Annotated in this window: 19 protein-coding genes; 3 read left to right on the top strand and 16 right to left on the bottom strand. The window is 63.0% G+C overall.

From position 1 onward, the window contains the following. Window positions 1-17: 17 nt before the first annotated feature. From HSRCO_RS06615 to HSRCO_RS06545, 15 genes are all read right to left on the bottom strand, one after another. Complete coding sequence (locus HSRCO_RS06615; protein WP_259519649.1) at window positions 18-1,433, bottom strand: DHH family phosphoesterase; 1,416 nt, start codon at window positions 1,431-1,433, stop codon at window positions 18-20. Window positions 1,434-1,481: 48 nt separating this feature from the next. Then, window positions 1,482-2,963 carry an NADH-quinone oxidoreductase subunit N gene (locus tag HSRCO_RS06610; protein ID WP_259519648.1) on the bottom strand — a complete coding sequence of 494 codons (1,482 nt, stop codon included), beginning with the start codon at window positions 2,961-2,963 and terminating at the stop codon, window positions 1,482-1,484. Then, a complete protein-coding gene (locus tag HSRCO_RS06605; protein WP_259519647.1) occupies window positions 2,964-4,487 on the bottom strand; it encodes a NuoM family protein in 1,524 nt (507 codons plus the stop codon). Then, a complete protein-coding gene (gene nuoL / locus HSRCO_RS06600; RefSeq protein ID WP_259519646.1) occupies window positions 4,488-6,560 on the bottom strand; it encodes an NADH-quinone oxidoreductase subunit L in 2,073 nt (690 codons plus the stop codon). A 1-nt stretch (window position 6,561) separates the two neighbouring features. After that, window positions 6,562-6,867 carry an NADH-quinone oxidoreductase subunit NuoK gene (nuoK, locus tag HSRCO_RS06595; protein WP_259519645.1) on the bottom strand — a complete coding sequence of 102 codons (306 nt, stop codon included), beginning with the start codon at window positions 6,865-6,867 and terminating at the stop codon, window positions 6,562-6,564. Further along, window positions 6,867-7,166 (bottom strand): NADH-quinone oxidoreductase subunit F, encoded by a 300-nt coding sequence (locus HSRCO_RS06590; RefSeq protein ID WP_259519644.1) that lies wholly within the window; start codon window positions 7,164-7,166, stop codon window positions 6,867-6,869. Before HSRCO_RS06590 ends, nuoK begins: the two co-directional genes overlap by 1 nt. Then, the gene (locus HSRCO_RS06585; protein WP_259519643.1) at window positions 7,163-7,420 is read right to left on the bottom strand and encodes an NADH-quinone oxidoreductase subunit J; all 258 of its coding nucleotides are present in this window, start codon (window positions 7,418-7,420) and stop codon (window positions 7,163-7,165) included. The genes HSRCO_RS06590 and HSRCO_RS06585 overlap by 4 nt, the downstream gene beginning before the upstream one ends. A gap of 36 nt (window positions 7,421-7,456) precedes the next feature. After that, on the bottom strand, window positions 7,457-7,918 hold the full coding sequence (locus HSRCO_RS06580; protein ID WP_259519642.1) for an NADH-quinone oxidoreductase subunit I: 462 nt from the start codon (window positions 7,916-7,918) through the stop codon (window positions 7,457-7,459). Next, window positions 7,915-8,961 carry a complex I subunit 1 family protein gene (locus tag HSRCO_RS06575; protein ID WP_259519641.1) on the bottom strand — a complete coding sequence of 349 codons (1,047 nt, stop codon included), beginning with the start codon at window positions 8,959-8,961 and terminating at the stop codon, window positions 7,915-7,917. Before HSRCO_RS06575 ends, HSRCO_RS06580 begins: the two co-directional genes overlap by 4 nt. Further along, complete coding sequence (locus HSRCO_RS06570; protein ID WP_259519640.1) at window positions 8,961-10,646, bottom strand: NADH-quinone oxidoreductase subunit D; 1,686 nt, start codon at window positions 10,644-10,646, stop codon at window positions 8,961-8,963. The genes HSRCO_RS06575 and HSRCO_RS06570 overlap by 1 nt, the downstream gene beginning before the upstream one ends. Continuing rightward, window positions 10,643-11,350, bottom strand: a complete 708-nt coding sequence (locus tag HSRCO_RS06565; RefSeq protein WP_259519639.1) for an NADH-quinone oxidoreductase subunit B — start codon at window positions 11,348-11,350, stop codon at window positions 10,643-10,645. The genes HSRCO_RS06570 and HSRCO_RS06565 overlap by 4 nt, the downstream gene beginning before the upstream one ends. After that, entirely contained in the window at window positions 11,340-11,750 is a 411-nt protein-coding gene (locus HSRCO_RS06560) for an NADH-quinone oxidoreductase subunit A (protein ID WP_259519638.1), read from the bottom strand. The genes HSRCO_RS06565 and HSRCO_RS06560 overlap by 11 nt, the downstream gene beginning before the upstream one ends. Window positions 11,751-11,924: 174 nt before the next feature. Then, the gene (gene purE / locus HSRCO_RS06555; RefSeq protein WP_259519637.1) at window positions 11,925-12,557 is read right to left on the bottom strand and encodes a 5-(carboxyamino)imidazole ribonucleotide mutase; all 633 of its coding nucleotides are present in this window, start codon (window positions 12,555-12,557) and stop codon (window positions 11,925-11,927) included. 5 nt (window positions 12,558-12,562) lie between these two features. Further along, window positions 12,563-13,705, bottom strand: coding sequence for a 5-(carboxyamino)imidazole ribonucleotide synthase (locus HSRCO_RS06550; protein ID WP_259519636.1), 1,143 nt, complete (start codon window positions 13,703-13,705; stop codon window positions 12,563-12,565). A gap of 127 nt (window positions 13,706-13,832) precedes the next feature. Continuing rightward, the gene (locus tag HSRCO_RS06545; RefSeq protein ID WP_259519635.1) at window positions 13,833-15,479 is read right to left on the bottom strand and encodes a flippase activity-associated protein Agl23; all 1,647 of its coding nucleotides are present in this window, start codon (window positions 15,477-15,479) and stop codon (window positions 13,833-13,835) included. 114 nt (window positions 15,480-15,593) lie between these two features. Between HSRCO_RS06545 and HSRCO_RS06540 the strand changes: the two genes are divergently transcribed. From HSRCO_RS06540 to HSRCO_RS06530, 3 genes are all read left to right on the top strand, one after another. Further along, window positions 15,594-15,740, top strand: a complete 147-nt coding sequence (locus HSRCO_RS06540; RefSeq protein ID WP_259519634.1) for a hypothetical protein — start codon at window positions 15,594-15,596, stop codon at window positions 15,738-15,740. Between the two features lie 105 nt (window positions 15,741-15,845). Further along, window positions 15,846-16,247: a 6,7-dimethyl-8-ribityllumazine synthase gene (gene ribH, locus HSRCO_RS06535; protein ID WP_259519633.1), complete on the top strand. Its 402-nt coding sequence runs from the start codon at window positions 15,846-15,848 to the stop codon at window positions 16,245-16,247. Next, window positions 16,244-17,386 carry a pyridoxal phosphate-dependent aminotransferase gene (locus tag HSRCO_RS06530; RefSeq protein WP_259519632.1) on the top strand — a complete coding sequence of 381 codons (1,143 nt, stop codon included), beginning with the start codon at window positions 16,244-16,246 and terminating at the stop codon, window positions 17,384-17,386. Before ribH ends, HSRCO_RS06530 begins: the two co-directional genes overlap by 4 nt. 151 nt (window positions 17,387-17,537) lie before the next feature. On the opposite strand, the gene HSRCO_RS06525 is transcribed toward HSRCO_RS06530, so the two are convergent. After that, window positions 17,538-18,875, bottom strand: coding sequence for a metallophosphoesterase (locus HSRCO_RS06525; RefSeq protein WP_259519631.1), 1,338 nt, complete (start codon window positions 18,873-18,875; stop codon window positions 17,538-17,540). Between the last annotated feature and the right edge of the window lie 99 nt (window positions 18,876-18,974).

The following is an 18,974-nucleotide window of genomic DNA, read 5'->3' as shown; positions in this document are numbered from 1 at the left end:
CCCCCCTCAAAAACCCGTCACTCTTCGATTTCGTCGGGATCGAGGACGTCGAAGAAGTTCGTGGTGACGACGTCCTCGACCATCGCCGTCAGCCCCTCTTCGGCGTCGACGCTCTCGAAGAGCCCCAGTGGGATCTGCATACCGGCCATATCCGGATGCCCGCCGGCACTGCCCAGGTCATCGAACGCGATTCTGAGCGTCTCACCGAGGTCGATGTCGACCCCTCGGGCACGACCGGATGCCAATATCGTCCCATCCATGTAGCCATAGACGAGTGTCACGCCGATGTCCTCCATATTGAGCAAGCGATCGGCGGCCTGAGCGAGGGCATCCCGATCCGATATCGAACCGACACACGAGGTCAGGACGCTGCCATGACGATCGCGATTGCGAATGGCGCGGGCGATGATCTCGAAGGTATCCGCGGAGATGGACGGACTCTCGATGCGTTTGAGAACGTCGATGTCGGCGTAGGATATCAGGAATGCCGCCGCGTCGAAATCCGACGCCGTGATGCCCCGTGCGAAGTCGTTCGTATCCACCCGAATGCCATAGAGGAGGGCGGTCGCGACAGCGATGTCGATGTCGATGTGGAATCCTTTGAGGTAATCCACGAGGAGCGTGCTCGTCGCCCCGACCGACTCGCGGACGTCGACGAAGTCGGCCGTCACGGTCCGTTTCGAGGGATGATGGTCGAAGACGATGTCGACGACCGTGTCGGCCGGTAGCTGATCGTTGACGCCAGGGGTCGAGTGGTCCACGAGAGCGATGCCATCGAAATCGAGTGGTTCGCCCGGCTCGAACTGCTCGAGGCGGAGGTCGAGGAGATTGACGAATGCACGATTCTCCTGGTGAGAGATGCGGCCGAAGTACGCTGGCTGGGCCTCGACGCCGTGGTAATCCGCGATCTCTGCCAGGGCAACGGCCGACGCGATTGCGTCTGGATCCGGATTGTCGTGCGTGAAGATACCGAGCCGACCGTCGATACCATCCAGTGTCGCGTGGAGATCACGAAGCCGCTTCGCCTGACCGTCTTTGACGACCGACGAGAGATGATCGAGGAATGCCTCCCCAGGGTCGAAGACACGATCGGCGACCGCCTCGATGGCGGCGACGTCCGCCCGCGTGGGTTCCTCGCCCGCGAACGCGATGATGTAACTGTCGGGGAAGACGGACCTGGCCACAGTTGCGGCGACTCGGTTTCGACCCACGTCGGCACTCGCTACGACGACGATAGCCGGATCGACACCGAGACTATCGATCCGCTCTTCGGACGTAATGTCGCCACTGACCGCGTCTATCTTCTCGGTTCGCAGCTGTTCGACGTGTGCTTCGTCGGGGTCGACGACCTGGAGAGACCCGCTTCGATGACCGATGCTATCGACGAGGGCATGCCCGACCCCGCCAGCACCGAGCATCAGCCAGGTCACCATGTGCGTAGATGTTGTCGTGATGCGGTAAAAAGGGCGGTGCGATTCTGCTCAGAGCAAAATCGCGGCCGCGTCGATGGCCCACTGGGCCACCGGGTCGAACACGAACAGCAACGCGACCGTCATAACACCGGCCCCGATGACCGCCAGGTACAGGCCCGTGGGGGTCCCGTCGACGCTGAAGTCGCTGGCCGGTTCCTCGATCCAGATGGCCTTGACCACGCGCGAGTAGTAGTAAAGCGACAGGGCGCTGTTAACCGCGGCGATGGCGGCGAGCCACCAGAAGCCGGCCTCGATGGCGCCGGCGAACAGGAAGTACTTCGAGAGAAAGCCAGCACCGACCGGTAGCCCGGCCAGGCTGAACATGAACACCGTCATCGCGACCGAGGCGAAGGGGGCCACCGACGCGAGACCGTTGTAGTCCTCGAAAGTACGACCCACACCCCAGTACTCCGCGAGTGCGATGTACAGGAATGCGCCCGTGTTCATGAAGCCATAGACGAGCAGGTGCATCATCGCTGCACCGAGTACGAGGGTATCGGCCTGCGTCGTTCCACCGCCGATGGCGGCGAGACCGATGAGCACGTAGCCCGCATGGCCGACCGAGGAGTACGCGAGCATCCGCTTGACGTTGTCCTGAACGGCCGCGGCGAAGTTACCAAGCGTCATCGTGACCGCCGCGACGACGACGAACAGCCAGGTCCATGGAATGGTCGCTCCGACGACGTCGATCGGGAAAGCCTCGAGCAGGACGCGGAACGCGACCGCGAACCCGGCCGCCTTGGAGGCCGACGAGATGAAACCACTGATGGGGGCCGGGGCGCCCTCGTAGGCGTCCGGTGCCCAGAAGTGGAACGGGACGGCGGCCGTCTTGAACAGGAAGCCACCGACCATCATCACGACCCCGAGACCGAGGACGCCGAAGAGTCCGGCCTCGAGGTCGGCGACCGCGTCACCGATCGGTCCGAGGAGCAGCGTCCCGGTCGCCCCGTAGATGAGACTGATCCCGTAGACCATGATCGCCGATGAGAGCGCCCCGACGAGGAAGTACTTCAGCGCTGCCTCGACGCTCCCTTTGTTCGTCTTGAGGTACGCAACCAGCGCGTACGACGGAAGGGAGGCCAGTTCGATGCTGATGAACACGGTGACGAGACTGTTCGCCGCCGCCATCAGTGCCATCCCGGTCGCCGCGAGCGCGACCAGCGAGTAGTACTCGCCGATGTGTGGCTCGTCGGCCACGTAGTCGTAACTCGCGACGACGACCAGTGACGTGACGCTCCCCACGATGAACGTGAAGAACAGACTCATCTGGTCGACGACGAGCGTGTTACTGAACGCTTCCGTCGGCGTGAGCCCGGTTCCAGCCGAGAGGAACCAGGCGCTCGTCCCGGCAGTCAGGAGCCCACCAACCGTGGCGATGCCTGCGAGCACCTCGTTTCGGCGGGTGTTCGGTGCGATCGTGTCGTAGAGCAACAGCACGAGCGCGGTGAGACCGAGCAGGTACTGCGGCGTCAGATAGGGAAGTTCGACCATCTACAATCCACCTCCTGCGGCGAGTATCGGGCGAACCGCGTCCTGGATCATCCCGTAGAAGAGGTCCGGTGCGGTACCCAGCAGGATGACCAGGAGGATGAGCACGACGATGGCGGCCGCGTCGTGGAACGCGGCAGGCACGATCTCGTGCTCGGTGTCGGCCCGGAACGGACCGAACAAGACCCGCTGCATCGCGAACAGCAGGTAGCCGGCCACGATAACGATACCGAACATCGCCAGCGCGGTGAACAGTTGGGCGCCCGGCAGTGCCGTCGACTGCATCCCACCGAGGAAGATGAACAGCTCTCCAGCGAAGCCGGCCATCAGCGGCAGCCCCATATACCCGAATGCCGCGCCGACGAAGACCGCGCTCGTCACCGGCATCCGGTCGGCGATTCCCGAGAGGTCTCCGACCATGCGCGTGTGGGCGACGTTGTAGATGACGCCGACGCTCATGAACATCAACCCCGAGATGAGGCCGTGGGCGACCATCTGGAAGGTCGCGCCGCCGACTCCGTACATGTTCCAGGCGATCAGCCCGAGGATGACGTACCCCATCGACGAGATGGAGGAGTACGCCACGATGCGCTTGAGATCCTCCTGAGCGAGTGCCAACATCGCGCCGTAGATGACGCTGATGACCGCCAGTATGGCGATGGGAACGGCCAGCGCGTTGGCGACGTCCGGCAACATGGTGAAGTTGAATCGGAGTAACGCGTAGGTCCCCATTTTCAGGAGGACGCCGGCCAGGATGACCGACACCGGTGTCGGCGCCTCGACGTGGGCGTCCGGGAGCCACGTGTGGAAGGGGACCATCGGGACCTTGACCGCGAAGCCCGCGAACATGGCGATGAACGCGACGAGTTTGAGCGTCTCCGGCGCGATGCCGGCGAACGCGGTCACTTCGTCGGCGAGCAGTGCCTGTGCGATGGCTGGCATCCCCAGCGACTGCACGGGCGTCGCGAACACCAGCGCCATGAATCCGATGAACATCACCAGACTTGCGACGTTGGTGTACACGAAGAACTTGATCGCCGCGTACTTCCGTCGCGGACCGCCCCAGATGGCAATCAGGAAGTACATCGGGACCAGCACGAACTCCCAGAAGACGAACCAGACGAAGAAGTCGAGCGCCGTGAATACACCCAGGAGGCTCGCCTCCATGAAGAGCATCATGCCGTAGAACTGTGAGCGACGCTCCTCGATAGGTGTCCACGCGCTCAGCAGTGCGAGCGACATCAGGACCGTGGTCAACGTGACCAGCGCCATGCTGATGCCGTCCATGCCGACGTGCCAGGTGAGGTCGTACTGGCCGAGCGTTATCCAGGGTACCTGCGTTTCGAAGGCCAGCGAACCGCCCAGCAGGGCGTTCCCCGTGCCATCGAAGACCCGATACATCCAGAGACTCCCGAGTAACGGGAGGAGACTCAACGCGAAGGCCAGTTTCGCGGCCCATCGTTCCGGTGCCGCGAGGACGACCACCGCGCTCAGGAGCGTTACCGCGATGAGTGCTTCGATCATCATCTAAAACCACCCCCCTGCGACGCCGAACGCCACGAGGAGGACGACCAGTCCCAGGGTGAGCAGCGCCGCGTAGTTCGTCACGACGCCGGTCTGAACTCGCTGGATGCGCGATCCACTCGACAGGCTCACGCTCGAGATGCCGTCGACGGCACCGTCGATAACACCCTGATCGAACCGATCTGCGACTTTCGCGATGGGGTACGTGAACCCTTCGGCGAGCCAGACCTGGTATTCGTCCTGGTAGTAGTTGTTGTACAGGAGATCCTTGACCGGCCCCAGTTTCGCCGTGTGCTCTTCCGGTTCGGGGACGTTGTAGAGCACCCAGGCGAGTCCGGCACCAGCGAGTGCCAGCCCCAGCGAGACCGCTCCCGCCGCGAGCGTCGTCGCAGTCGGCGAAAGGCCGAGAACGGCGTCCGTCGTGTACCCCGCCTGACTGGCGAGGAGTTCGTCGTAGTGGTGAACTGTCACGCCTTCGAGTCCGCCACCGAACCATTCGTGGAGGAACTCGATGTGAAGTCCAGTCACCTTCGCGACCGGAGTCATGTTGACGAACCCGACCGTCGCCGCCAAGATACCGAGCACGACGAGGGGGAACTTGACGTTCCATCGGACGCCGTGGGGGTCCTCGGCCGTCTCCGTCCGGGGCTCACCGTGGAAGGTCAGGAAGACCATTCGGAAGGTGTAGAATCCCGTGAAGAAGACCGCGAGGAGTCCCATCGCGAACGCGACGAGGATCATCGCGTTGTCCATCCCGTGCACGAGTGCAGCGTGGAGGACCTCGTCTTTGGACCAGAAGCCAGCGAACGGGATGATGCCGGCCAGCGCCAGCGACCCCGAGAGGAACGTCCAGTAGGTTACTGGCATCTTCTCCTTCAACCCACCCATGTCCCACATGTTCTCGTTGTGGTGCATGGCGATGATGACTGAACCGGCCCCGAGGAACAACAGCGCCTTGAAGATGGCGTGTGTCATCAAGTGGAAGGTCGCCGCGACGTACCCACCGGCCCCCAGCGCGAGCATCATATACCCGTACTGCGAGATGGTGGAATACGCCAGCACTTGTTTGATCTCGCGTTTGACCACGCCCATCGTCGCCGCGAACAGGGCGGTGAAGCCACCGACGAGGGCGATGAACGCCAGCACCTCCGGCAGGAGGGCGTAGAACCCGAACATCCGGGCGACCAGGTAGACACCGGCCGCGACCATGGTCGCCGCGTGGATAAGCGCCGAGACCGGGGTCGGGCCCTCCATCGCGTCCGGCAACCAGGTGTGCAGCGGGAACTGCGCCGACTTGCCGATGACGCCACCCAGGACCAGCAGTCCCAGGATGGCGAACCACGTCTGGGGATCCAGACCGACGACGCCGAGGAAGTCCCCGACGACGGTCGGTATCTGGCCATCGACGAGCACCTGTTCGGCGATCTGCGGGAAGCCGAGTTCCCCGCCGCGGGGCGCGAACAACGAGGTTCCGAAGGTGGCGAAGACACCGACGACCCCGATGAGGAAGAAGTAGTCACCGAAGCGGGTGACCAGGAACGCCTTCTTCGCGGCGCTCGGTGGCCCGTCCTCGCGGAACCAAAAGCCGATCAGGAGCCAGGAGTTCAGTCCTACGAGTTCGAAGAACATGAACGCCATCAGGAGGTTCGACGATGCGACGAACATGAGCATCGAGAACGTGAACAGGCCGAGGCCGGCGTAGTACCGGGGGAGGCCCGTCTCGCCCTCGTCGTTCATGTACCCGAGGCTGAACACGTGCACGAGGAAGCTGATGAGCGAGACGATGAGCAACATCATCGCCGCCAGCGGGTCGAACAGCATCCCCAGGTTGAGGCTGAACGTGTCGAGTCCAGTCACCCACGTGTACAGCTCCTGATTGTAGTACTCGGTCGTCCCACTCACTGCAACGAACAGCCATGCCGAAAGCAGCAACGACCCACCCGTGGCCAGGATTCCCGGAATCGCACCGCCTTTCGGCAGCAGCCGTGGGGCGAAATGCCCCACGAGCAACGCGATCAGGAACGAGGCCAACGGCAGGAGCGGTATCGCGACTGCGTATTGGAATACCTCAGCCATCTTACCACCTCAACGATGTCGGCGTGGTCACGTCCACGTCCTTGAAGTTACGATACAGTACCAGGATGATGCCGAGGCCGACTGCGACCTCGGCAGCAGCGATGCCGATGGTGAACAGACTGAACGTCTGTCCGGTCAGGTTCCCCCAGTAGTGGGAGAAGGCGACCAGGTTGATGTTGGCCGCGTTGAGCAGCAACTCGACGGACATGAGGAACAACAGCGCATTCTTGCGCGTCAGGATCCCCAGCAGTCCGATGGCGAACATGCCTGCGGATAGTAACACGTACCACTCGACCGGAACCGCCATCAGTGCTCACCCCCGTCGCGGCGAGCGAGCATCACGGCCCCGCCCAGTGCCGCGTCCAGAAGGAACGCGATGGTTACCAGCGCGGCGAGGAAGCCCTCGCTCGCGACGGTGGCGGCAACGCCCTCGAGATCGATGAGAGCGTACCCGATGCTCGCCGTAATCGGCGCGTCCGTCTCGAAACCGGCAGCCCCGGCGAACGATGCACCCAGGACGACCACGGCCAGCACGCCGAACAGCCCAGCAGCCAGCAGTCCCGGGAACAGATCGATGTCTTTGGCAAGTTCTGGTCTCGTCGTCATCGCGTGCTCACCTCCGGATCACGTGTCAGCATCACGGCGAAGGAGATGAGGATCAACACCCCACCGACGTACACGAGGATCTGAATCGCCGCGAGGAACTCCGCCTGGAGCATGACGAAGTGAACCGCCACGCTCAGGAGAGCGGCCCCGAGGAACAGTGCCGAGTGCCAGACGTCGTCCACGACGACGACGCCGAGGCTGCTCGCCAACGTGATGAAGGCAAACAGCGCGAACGCGATGGTCTCAGCCACCATCGGCTGTCACCTCCTCGAGTCGATCGGAACCGCTGTTCATTGATAATCGACCTCCCCTTCACCCTCACCGACCCACGCGTCGCGGTCGGGTTCGCGTGCCTCGAGCGGGTCGATATCCTTGTACCACGGGACGTTCTTGAGTTGTTCTTTGTTGAACGCCAGATCGTGTTTCGTATCGCCTGTGAACTCGAAGTTCTGGGTCAAGAGGATGGCGTCGGTCGGGCAAACCTCCTCACAGAGACGGCAGTAGATGCACTGGCCGATGTGGAGGTTGTACTGCTCGCCATTACGCTCTTCGTCCATGACGATGTGGATGGTGTCGTTGGGACAGACGCTCTCGCACTGGCGACACCAGATACAGCGCTCCTGGCTCCACTTGTGGACGCCACGGAACCGGGGACTGACCTCCGGCGCCTGTTCGGGATACTCGACGGTGAACGTCTTGCCGTCGAGTGCGTGTTTCATCGTCGTCGCGAGCGATTGGAGTACGCCGATCATGCGATCACCCCCACGATGACTGCCGTGAGTAGCAGGTTGGCGAAGGCGAGAACCAACATTCCCTTCCAGCCAACGTCGAGAAGTTGGTCGGGGCGGATGCGGGCCACGGCCGAGCGTGACCACTGGGTGAAGAAGAACACGCCCCAGATCTTCAGGATGAACCACACGATTCCCGGAAGGACCGGCCCCGCCGGTCCGCCGAGGAACAGCGTCGTCACGATACCCGCACCCAGGAAGATGTGGAGGAACTCGCCCAGGTAGAACAGGACGAAGTAGGCGCTCGAATATTCGGTCTGGTACCCGGCGACCAGATCGTTGGGCGCCTCGGGCAGGTCGAATGGGTTCCGACCGATCTCGGCCAGGTTAGCCAGCATAAACAGCCCGAACGCGAACGGGTTGACGAACCCGTACCACGACGGAATCGCGATGGCGCCGATGGAGAACAGCGTCTCCTGTTGGGCCGCGACGATCTCGGACATCTGTAGTGTCCCCGCGAAGATGACGACGGACGCCGCGGTCACGATGAGCGGGATCTCGTAGGCGATGTTCTGTGCGACGGCACGGAGACCGCCGAGCATCGAGAACTTGTTATTCGAGGCGTACCCACCGGTCACGAGGCCCAGCGTCGCGATGGAGGAGACGGCGAACACGTAGACGAGCCCGTTCTGCGGGTCCGCCAGGTGGATGCCGTTCCCCATCGGGATGACCGCGAAGCCGAGCGTCGCGGACAGAACCACGAGGAACGGGGCGAGGTCCCAGGCCGGACGGTCGACGTTCTCGGGGATGATCTGCTCTTTCCCGAGGAGCCTGAGTGCGTCGACGGCGATGGTGAGGATACCGTACGGACCCACCCGATCGACCGCGATGCGGTCAGTAAAGGACGCGGTAATCTTCCGTTTCATGTACGGGCCGGCGACGGCGGCCATGGCCAGCATCAAAACGGCGACCACGACGGCGCCGAGGAGCCCACCGACGAGATCGCCGACGAGCCCTTCGAGGCCCAGCAGTCGGGAGATGGAATCGGCGAGTGGCGCGGTGGCCATCAGCGGTCCACCTCCGCGAGAATGATGTCGAGACTGCCGAGCGTGGCGATGAGGTCCGAGATGAGTTCACCCTCGGACATCACCTGGAGGGCGGAGAGGTTGTTGAAACTCGGGCCACGGATCTTGAAGCGGGCCGGTTTCGCCGTACCGTCGGAGCGGATGTAGATGCCGAGTTCTCCCTTCGGCGCCTCGACGGCGCGGTATATCTCTTTGCCCGCGTCCGGTTTGAGGGTCCGCGGGACGTTCGACTGGATCTCGCGGTCGTCCTCGGGCCAGTCCTCGAGGATGTCGACACACTGCTCGATGATCTTGGCGGACTCCTCCACCTCCTCCATCCGGACGAGCAGTCGGGCGAGATTGTCGCCTTCCTCGCGCGTGCGGACGTCCCAGTCGAGTTTGTCGTAGTACCCATAGGGGTCGTCGCGACGCAGGTCGTAATCGACGCCGGACGCCCGGAGAATGGGACCGGTGACACCGTAGTCCTTGGCCATCTCGGGGCCGATGTAGCCGGTGTCCACCGTCCGCATCTGGAACAGTTCGTTCTGCGTCAGCAGGTTGTGGTACTCGTCGATGCGCTCTGGGAGCCCCTCGAGGAAGTTGCGGATGTTGTCGAAGAACTCATCACGCGGTTCGGGGAGGTCCCAGACGACCCCACCGATGCGGAAGTAGTTGAACATCATCCGCTGACCGGTGAGGTCCTCGAGGATGTTCTGGACGATCTCCCGGTCGCGCATCGCGTACATGAACACCGCGGAGAAATCGCCCACGATGTCGAGCCCGAACGTCGCGAGTGCGAGCATGTGCGAGGCGATCCGGGTCAGTTCGGTACCCATGGTCCGGATGACCTGGGCGTACTCCGGAACCTCTACCTCCGCGAGGTCCTCGATGGCGCGGGCGTAGGCCCACTCGTTCGCCAGTCCGGACGGGGCGTAGTCCCACCGGTCCGGATACGGCATGATCTGGTGGCGGTAGGTGCCGTTCTGACACATCTGCTCCTGACAGCGGTGGAGGTAGCCGATGTCGGGGTCGAGGTCGGCGACCTGCTCGCCGTCGAGGACCGTCTTGACGTGGAGGACACCGTGGGTCGCCGGGTGGTGGGGACCGATGTTGAGGAACATCGTGTCCAGGTCCTCCTCGCCCTCGGTCTCCTTGTAGTGTTCCTCCAGGGGGTTCTCGTGTTCCTCGAAGGTCACGATCTGCGGTTTGTCCTGGTTGTAGTCCAGCCGGAGCGGATGGCCCTGCCAGGTCTCCGGGAGAAGAATACGGCGGAGATCCGGATGCCCCTCGTACTCGACGCCCACCAAGTCGTAGGCCTCGCGTTCGTGCCAGTCGGCAGTACGGAAGACGGGTTCGGCCGACTGCTGGACCGGGTTGTCCCGCGGCATCGGGACGACGACCGAGACCTCCTGTGTTGGATCGTCGAACTTCTTGAGGTGGTAGATAGATTCGAAGCGGTCCTCGTACTCCTGTGCCGTGAGCATCGAGAGGTGGTCGAACCCGGCCTCCTGTTTGAATGTCGAGAGGACGTCCGGTACCGAGTTCGCGTCGATCCGGAACGCCTCGGCGTTCACGTGCGACTCCCGACCGGTCACGTGCTCGGAGACGAGGGATTCGAGGTAGTCGTAATCCACGCCGTCGTCGACGGGTTCGACCGCCGCGGCGTCCTCCTCTTCCTGGGAACTCATGGTGAATCAGCCCAGTTGTATCGCATGACGAGTGTCTCCGGATCTATCTCCCTGGAGAGTTTCTCGACGATCTCGTCCCGCTCGAGGTCGCCGAACTCCTCGAGTTCGTAGGGCTTGACCGTGACGGGGGAGGATTCGCCATTGGCGATTCGCTCCTGGAGTTTCGCGACGCCATAGACTAGCGCCTCGGGTCGCGGTGGGCAGCCGGGAACGTGAATGTCGACCGGGATGACCTCCTCGGCGCCCTTCACGACGTTGTACCCCTCCTGGAACGGCCCACCGGATGCCGAACAGTTCCCCATGTTCACGACGAACTTGGGTTCTGGCATCTGGTCGTAGACCCGTTTCATCCGCGGGGCGAACTTCGAGACGATGGTCCCGGGAACGATCATCACGTCGGCCTGTCGTGGTGACGCGCGCGGGACGCCCGCGTGAAAGCGGTCGAGGTCGTGTTTCACCGAGTACGTGTGCATCATCTCGATGCTGCAACACGCGATACCGAACTGGAGCATGAACATCGACGACCCCCGGGCCCAGTTCATGAACTGGTCCAGTTTCGTCAGCAGGAAGGGGGTCGATCCGAGCGCCTCCCGTAGATTCGAGTTGAAGCGCGCGTCCATCCCCGACCCCAATCTCGCGTCCTGGGTCTTGGTACTCGGGTCGTCTGGTTCGACGATGTCGTCTCGTGGTGTGTCACTGCTCATGGCTTTTCCTCCCCCTGCGGTATCCCTCGGTCCGCACCCACCGGACGGCGCCGTTGCGCCACGCCCACGCCAATGCGACGAGCAAGACGAGGATGAACGCGAGCATCGGTGCGAGGGCCCGGACGATGCCCACCGACGCGACGGCGTCTCGGTAGATGACGGTCCACGGGAAGATGAGGACGGTTTCGATGTCGAATACGACGAACAACAGTGCGACCATGTAATACTGGATGTTGAAGCGGACATGGGTGTTGCCCGTCGGCACCTCACCGCTTTCGTACGTGGTCCGTTTTCCTTGTTCGGGCACGCTAGGTCGGAGCAGCCACGATACCGCTACCATCGCGAGCGGTATGAGGATGCCAACGAGTGCTAGCATACCCACAGCGATCCATGGATTCATAAGTGTCTCCGTAACGTCTCTGGAATTGTGGCGCACCCCCCATAAACGTTGATTCTTGTCCGTTCCCGCCGACCAGCTGGTACGGAGCGTAAAAATGCCCACAAACCAGGTGTTAGGAGGTCTCTTTACCGTTTCGCGATGAACTTATGAACCCGTGTTAGTAGTGGACACGAGTCACCGCTGTCGCCGAAATTCCTCCGTGCCTGCTGCGTGCAGTGACATGGACACGTCGGCGACGGCGCCCTGTCGTTCGTCGTGCAACTCCCGAAGCCGTCGGTCGAGGTCGTCGTGCTGGCGAGCGAGTATCTGGACGGCTGAAAGGGCGGCATTGTACGATTTTCCAGCGTCGACGGCGGTGAGTGGGGCACCGATGGGCATGCCGATGACCGAATCGACTGACTTCTCCTGAACGGGAACGCCGATGACCGGCAGCGGGTAGGCGATAGAGGCGGTCATGTTCGGGAGATCTGCCGATTTACCGCCGGCCCCAGCGATGATGACCTCGAGCCCTCGATCCACCGCGGTCTCCGCGTACGCGTACAGCAACTCCGGTGTCCGATGAGCGGAGACCACCCACGTCTCGAAGGTGAACCGGGAGTCGGGTGGGTTCTCGTAATCGGTGATTTCGTCGAATCCCAGCGCGGTCAGTGCGTCGTAGGCCCCCACACGCCCCGATTCGGACCCAGCCATCACGTCCAGGTCGGAGTCGCTCCCCATGATGATTCCGACGTCCGGCGTCTCCGCTGGCGGTCGGTTTCGTTCCGCCTCCGTCTCGAACAGGTCGATGAGTTCGCTAACAGTGGTCATGGATTTCACTCGAATTCGATCGCATCGAGGGCACTCATCGCCGTATTCCGCGCGGCCGGCAGATTTTGTCCCCTCGCCGTCACGTGTCCCATCTTCCGCAGCGGGCGCACGTCTCGTTTCCCGTACCAGTGAAGGTGAGCCCCGGCCATCGACAGCACCGCGTCGACGCCAGTGATCGAGGCCGCACGAGTCGTCTGACCGGTGCCGAGGAGGTTCACCATCGCCGTCGTCGTCCAGAGCCGGGTGTCACCGAGCGGCGCACCGAGGATGGCGCGCACGTGTTGTTCGAACTGTGACGTGACGGCCCCCTCGATGGTGTAGTGGCCCGAGTTGTGCGGACGGGGCGCGATCTCGTTGACGAGCACCTCGCCGTCGCTCGTCTCGAAGAGTTCGACCCCGAAGACACCACGACCGTCCATCTGTTCGAGCACGTCCCGAACCACGGCGTCTGCCCGTTCTTTGACGGAGTCCATCGTCCTGGCCGGGGCGAGCGTCTCGCGGAGTATCTCGGCCTCGTGCACGTTCTCGACGACGGGATAGGTCGCGATCTCTCCCGCTCCTCGGCTACCGATGACCGAGAGTTCGCGTTCGAAGTCGACGAGCCCCTCCGCGACCAGGTCGTCGAGCGTCCCGAAGTAGTCCGTGGCCTCGGCAACCGACTCCACCACCGAGTTCCCACGTCCATCGTATCCGCCATGACGGGCCTTGAGCATGAGTGGCGAGCCGAGCGCATCGAACGCCGACTCCAGATCCTCTGCGTCGTCTACCTGTCGGAACGGAGCGACGGGAATGTCCGCCTCGTCGAGGCGCCGAGCCTCGAGGAGTTTGTCACGCGTGATCTCCAGGTCGGCAGGGGCGGGATGTACCGGCGTCCCGGTCGCTTCGGTCGCAGCCCGGAACCCCTCCGGGTCGGCGAGTTCGATCTCGAGAGTGAGGACGTCGACGCGGTCCGCAAGGTCCTCGATTGCCGATTCGTCGTCGAAGTCCGCGACGATCTGGTCGGCAGCGGGCGGGTACGCGGGGCAATCAGGTGTCGGGTCCAGGACGACCACCTCGATCCCGAGTGGGCTCGCCGCCTCGGCGAGCATCCGTCCGAGTTGGCCGCCCCCGACGACACCAACGGTCGCGCCAGGAACCAGTTCCGACATCGTGCCCGCTGATTGTGGATACACCTGCATAAACGTTCTCGTATCGGAGGCTGGTTGTACACGACCGTGGGCAGCCTGGACGGTGAATCTGGGGTCACCGAACTGGGGGCCGAATCCCGATCGGCGTCTACGCCGTCGAGTTTTCGAGCGCCGAGCGGTCGATGAAGAACACCGTCTCGGTACCGCGGGATGTCAACTCGTACGTCAAGGACTCGTAGCCATCGAGACTGTCGTTGACCGTCGAGTAATCGCTGGCACGGGCGATGACCACGGGCGGCGGGTCGTCCAGATCACCGGGCCGTTTTGTACTGGCAAGGTCCGCATCCGCCCGGTCGAGGTACCACGTCAGCGGGAACCGGTTGGTCCAGTTGGGCCCCTCCTGCGGTTCGGATTCGTTCGCCACGTAGAAGTGCTCGCCGTAAAACAAGACGTCAGTTCCCCCATTCGAGGCCGCAATCGATTCGACATCCTCGAGGGTCGCCTGCATCTCTCCGGCCGGTTGGCCGTACTGGACAAGCGGGTTGTCGTACGCCTGGGGTGAATCGAAGGACGTGTCGTACGCGGTGACCCCGACCTGGACGGTCGCCACGAGGAGAAGCACGGCGATGATGACCGAGCCGACCCGGTCTTCGTCGCGAACCAGCCCACCACCCTGTTCGATGACGTATCCGAGGCCGACGGCGGCCGGTATCGCCAGCGGGACGACCGTATGGACCAGTCCCCAGGCTGCGGAGATGTCCGTGATCGCAGGGTAGATAACGAATATCGCAGCCGCCCAACCGAATCCAACGGTGACCACGTCCCGGGGGTGTCGCCGTCCATACCGGTCGATGACGAATCCGAGGAGTCCAAAACCAACTATCGCGACCGCCGTGGCTCCGAGCCGTCGGACGTCCTCGACCAGATAGTCGACGTAGCTGTGTTCGTGTCCGCCGGCGACCCATGTCCCCCAGAGTTCCTGCCAGGCGCCCACCGTCGCCGCCTGGAGAACCGCCGGGAGTTGTGTCGGTGCCCCCAGTGCCTGATACAGGTCGGGCCGGGGGGCGTAAAAGAACGTGACGATAGCGAGGAATTCGACGGCCGCGATGCCAAGCGGAATCGTCCACTCGGCGAGGAAATCGGTGGTGGCCGACCTGTATCGCGTGCCGACAGAATGCCAGGGTTCACCCCGATGACGAGCGGCGACGAGTCTGTTATCCAGCAGGAGGATGACCGTCCCGACCCAGACAGCGAGGTACACTACGAAGATCTCCTTGGTCGTCGCGGCGAGCGCGAACGCACCGGTCCCTGCATAGAGATAGCGACGACGACCAGTGTCGTGGAGTCGGACGAACGAGCCGAGTGCGACGAACGCGAATGCGGCGACCAGCACGTCGTTCCGCATGAACCGCGAGTAGTACAGGAGGATCGGATTGAACGCGAGGAAGGCGGCGACTGCCAGTGTCTCGAGTCGTTTCAATCGGTCCCGGAACAACAACGCGGACAGCGGCAACAGAGCGCCGACCAGTGCGACAACGGACCGAGCAACGAAGTCCGTGGGACCGAACAGCCCGAAGGCGACGTCGTTGACGTGAAAGAGGAACGGACCGTGAACTATCGGGCGATAACTCCAGACACCCGTCTCCATGTACTGCAAGATCCAGTATCCGACGCGAGCCTCGTCCCAGTGGAAGACGCGACTCCCGAGACCCACGAACCGGACGGCAATCGCAAGGAGGGTAATGACCAGGACGCCGATCGTGGTTCGGCGACGATTCAGCGCGGGGACATCCATGGCGGAGTCCTCTTTCCCGGTGGGCAAAAAACGGACGGGTTCGGGTGGGGGTGTGTCGATTCGACCGGTAACCTTGGCGAACCTTCATGTCCTCGCGCGACATACTCTAAAACGATGGCGTCCATCGAAATCGACCCCGACCTCTACGAACGGCTCGAGTCGCATACCGACGAGGGCGAAACAGTCGAACAGTTCATCGAGGAACTCGTCTCGATGTACGAGAGCGAGGGGCGATTCCTCCAGGAAGGCTATTCGGAGTGAGCAGATGGACTGGTGGAACCGCCGCCAATAGGTAGCGGATGGCATGGCTCGTCGATTTCAGCCGCGAGCGGTACCATTTTGTCAGGGGCCACCGACGCATTCCACATGGTAGCCCTTGGGCTGGTGGTCGCGGAGTTCAACCGCGAGGTCACCGAAGCGATGGAGAACGCCGCCATGGAAGCGGCGCGAGCAGGCGATGCGACCGTCGTCGAGACCGTCTACATTCCTGGCGCGTACGACGCGCCCCTGGCGGCGGACCGGCTCGCGCGGCGCGACGACATCGATGCGGTGGCCGTCGTCGGTGCGATCGTCACCGGCGATACGGAACACGACCGGACCATCGGCCATGCCACGGCACAGCGTCTCTCAGACGTGAGCCTCGACCGCGACACCCCGGTAACCCTGGGTGTCAGCGGTCCCGGGATGTCCGGCGACGAAGCGCGCGCCCGGACGCACAAGGGTGCCGATGCAGTCGAAAGCGCGATCCAACTTTTCGAACAACTATGAACTACGCAGCACGCGTCGAACGAGTCGAACCGAGCGCGACGCTCGCCGTCAGCAACCTCGCGAAGGAGCTCGAGGCCGAGGGCGAGGACGTCGTCGATCTCTCCGTCGGAGAGCCAGACTTCGATACGCCCGAACACATCAAAGCCGCAGCGAACGAGGCGATGCAAGCGGGCGAGACCGGGTACGCCCCGTCCAACGGCATCCCCGCACTCCGAGAAGCCATCGCCGAGAAACTCCAGGGCGACGGGATGGCCTACGAGTCCGACAACATCATCGTAACGCCCGGCGCGAAGCAGGCGCTCTTCGAGGCGTTCCAGACCCTCGTGGACGACGGCGACGAGGTGGTCCTGCTGGATCCGGCCTGGGTGTCCTACGAGGCGCAGGCCAAGATAGCGGGCGCCGACCTCACCAGGATCGATCTCGGACCGTACGATTTCCAGCTCGAACCAGCCCTCGACGACCTCGCCGAAGCCGTCTCCGACGAGACGGAGATGCTGGTCGTCAACTCCCCGAGTAACCCGACCGGTGCCGTCTACTCCCGGGCGGCGATGGAGGGTGTGCGCGACCTCGCCGTCGAACACGACGTGACGGTCATCGCGGACGAGATCTACCAGCACATCAACTACGGTCGCGAACACGTGAGTCTCTCGACCCTCGACGGGATGTACGAGCGCACGGTCACCATCAACGGCTTCTCGAAGGCCTACGCGATGACCGGCTGGCGCCTCGGCTACCTCGCCGCACCGGAGGGACTGATCGACCAGGCGGGCAAGATCCAGTCGCACTCGGTCTCCTCCGCCGTGAACTTCGTCCAGCACGCGGGCGTCGCCGCACTCGAGGAGACGGACGACGAGATAGACGAGATGGTCGACGCGTTCGAGAACCGTCGAGACCTACTGCTCGAGTTGTTCGACGAACACGACGTCGACGTCCCCCACCCCGACGGCGCCTTCTACATGATGGTGCCAGTGGACGACGACGATCAGGAGTGGGCGACGAACGCGCTCCGCGACGCAAAGGTGGCCACGGTGCCGGGGAGTGCCTTCGGAACGCCCGGGTACGTCCGCATCTCGTACGCCGCGAGTGCGGAGCGACTGGAGGAAGCCGTCGAACGGTTGACCGACGCCGGGTATCTGTAACCCACAGGACCCCATTTCTCAATTCTTTCACCCCGATCGTTCATCAGAAACAGCAACGGTCCGCCATGAAGTCGTCTCAGCAATCGAATGTCTCCGCGTGCGAGAAGCGTTAGGCAGGCAGTCGACGACATCGAACCGCGAGTCGCCACACTCAGACCGTTGATTCGGCGTCCGAGCCTCCCGTATCGGGGTCGAGCACCACAGCATCGGGTGACTCGGGGTCCGGCTTTCGGCCCAGGGTCAACAGGCGTTCGGTGAGGGTGAGTTCCTCGGGTCCCGGGTTCGGCTTCTCGAACTCCTCGTACGCGACTCGTATCCGACCCGACTGCTCTACCGCGATCTTGACGGCGCTGAGCTGGTAAGTGGGATAGAACACCGGCGGGAGAATACCGATAATACCGTCCCGTCGATGGAGCCGTTTGAGCCACGTGCCACTGTTGACGAGCAGGCCACCGTCGGTCTGCTGGAGTCTGGGGCGGTGGGTGTGCCCGTAGCAGAATATCCTCGTATCCGGCCGCTCGTCGAAGACCTCGCTTGCGGCCTCCACGTAGGGCACCTCCTCGTCTATGGTTATCCCGGTCTCGAAGATGCCAAAGCGATCGATCGTCTTCTTGATGTCCCGGCGGAGAAGGGACAACGGGATGTAGACGAGTAACAGCAGACCCGCGACGGACACGTTGATCGCGAGGAGGAACCACAAGGCCGTCCCGGCGGTCCCGAACTGTCCGAGGAAGGCGGTGAACCACTCGACCGGGGTCGACCAGACCCCGGCGATATTGAGGCCGGCGACCACGGCGAGGACCGCGCTGATGTTAAAAAGCAAGAGAAAGGGGAGCAGTGCGTACCGGAGAAGCGGGTTCATCTCCCGATAGAAGTACTTCGAGAGCAGCCAGACCGGCATCCGCTCGGTCGGGGTGATTGCCTGAACGTCTTTCAACCAGTTGTACCGACCCCGATCCGACAGCTGACCGGCCCGACTGGTGACGATAGTGTTGTAGTAGTATCCAAGCGGCGTCACGTTCGGATCGCCCCACTCGTCGATCCGATTGTTTGGGTCCTGCTGGTGGCCGTGTTCGAAATGGATTGCTTGCCCATCGAGCCGACGTGTGATCGACTCCTGCTGGACCAGGTCGACGTTGTACTCGGCGAACCGGTCTACGTACTCGTCGTACGCCGCGAGTTCGTGGTCGTGATTACCGGGAACGAGCGTGATCGGGACGTTGCTCCCCGTCGCCCGTAGCTGTTCGAACAGTTCCGGGTAGGTCCCCTCCAGGACGTCGAATTTCGCCATTCCCTCGACACCCGTAATCTCCCAGAGACCGAATGCATCGCCGTTTATCACGAGTTCGGCGTCCTCGTCGGTTCGCTCGAGCCGGTCGAGGAAGGAGAGGAGTTCGTCGAGGAACTCGACCTCCTCCAGTTGCTCGTCGCCGCCGATGTGGAGGTCACTGATCACGTAGTAGACGCGATCATCGGCGTCTTCGCCCATCGGATTAGCATGCCCAATCCTCGGGTAAAGATGTTGTCCCGAGCGAATCGGCAATCGTGGTCACCACAGCCAGGGAGTGGTACTCTCCATACGGAGCGG

The organism is Halanaeroarchaeum sp. HSR-CO, assembly GCF_024972755.1.
In the GTDB taxonomy this organism is placed as follows: Archaea; Halobacteriota; Halobacteria; order Halobacteriales; family Halobacteriaceae; genus Halanaeroarchaeum.
The sequence above is the reverse complement of the archived record's forward strand: the minus strand, read 5'-3'. Positions and strand labels throughout refer to the sequence as shown.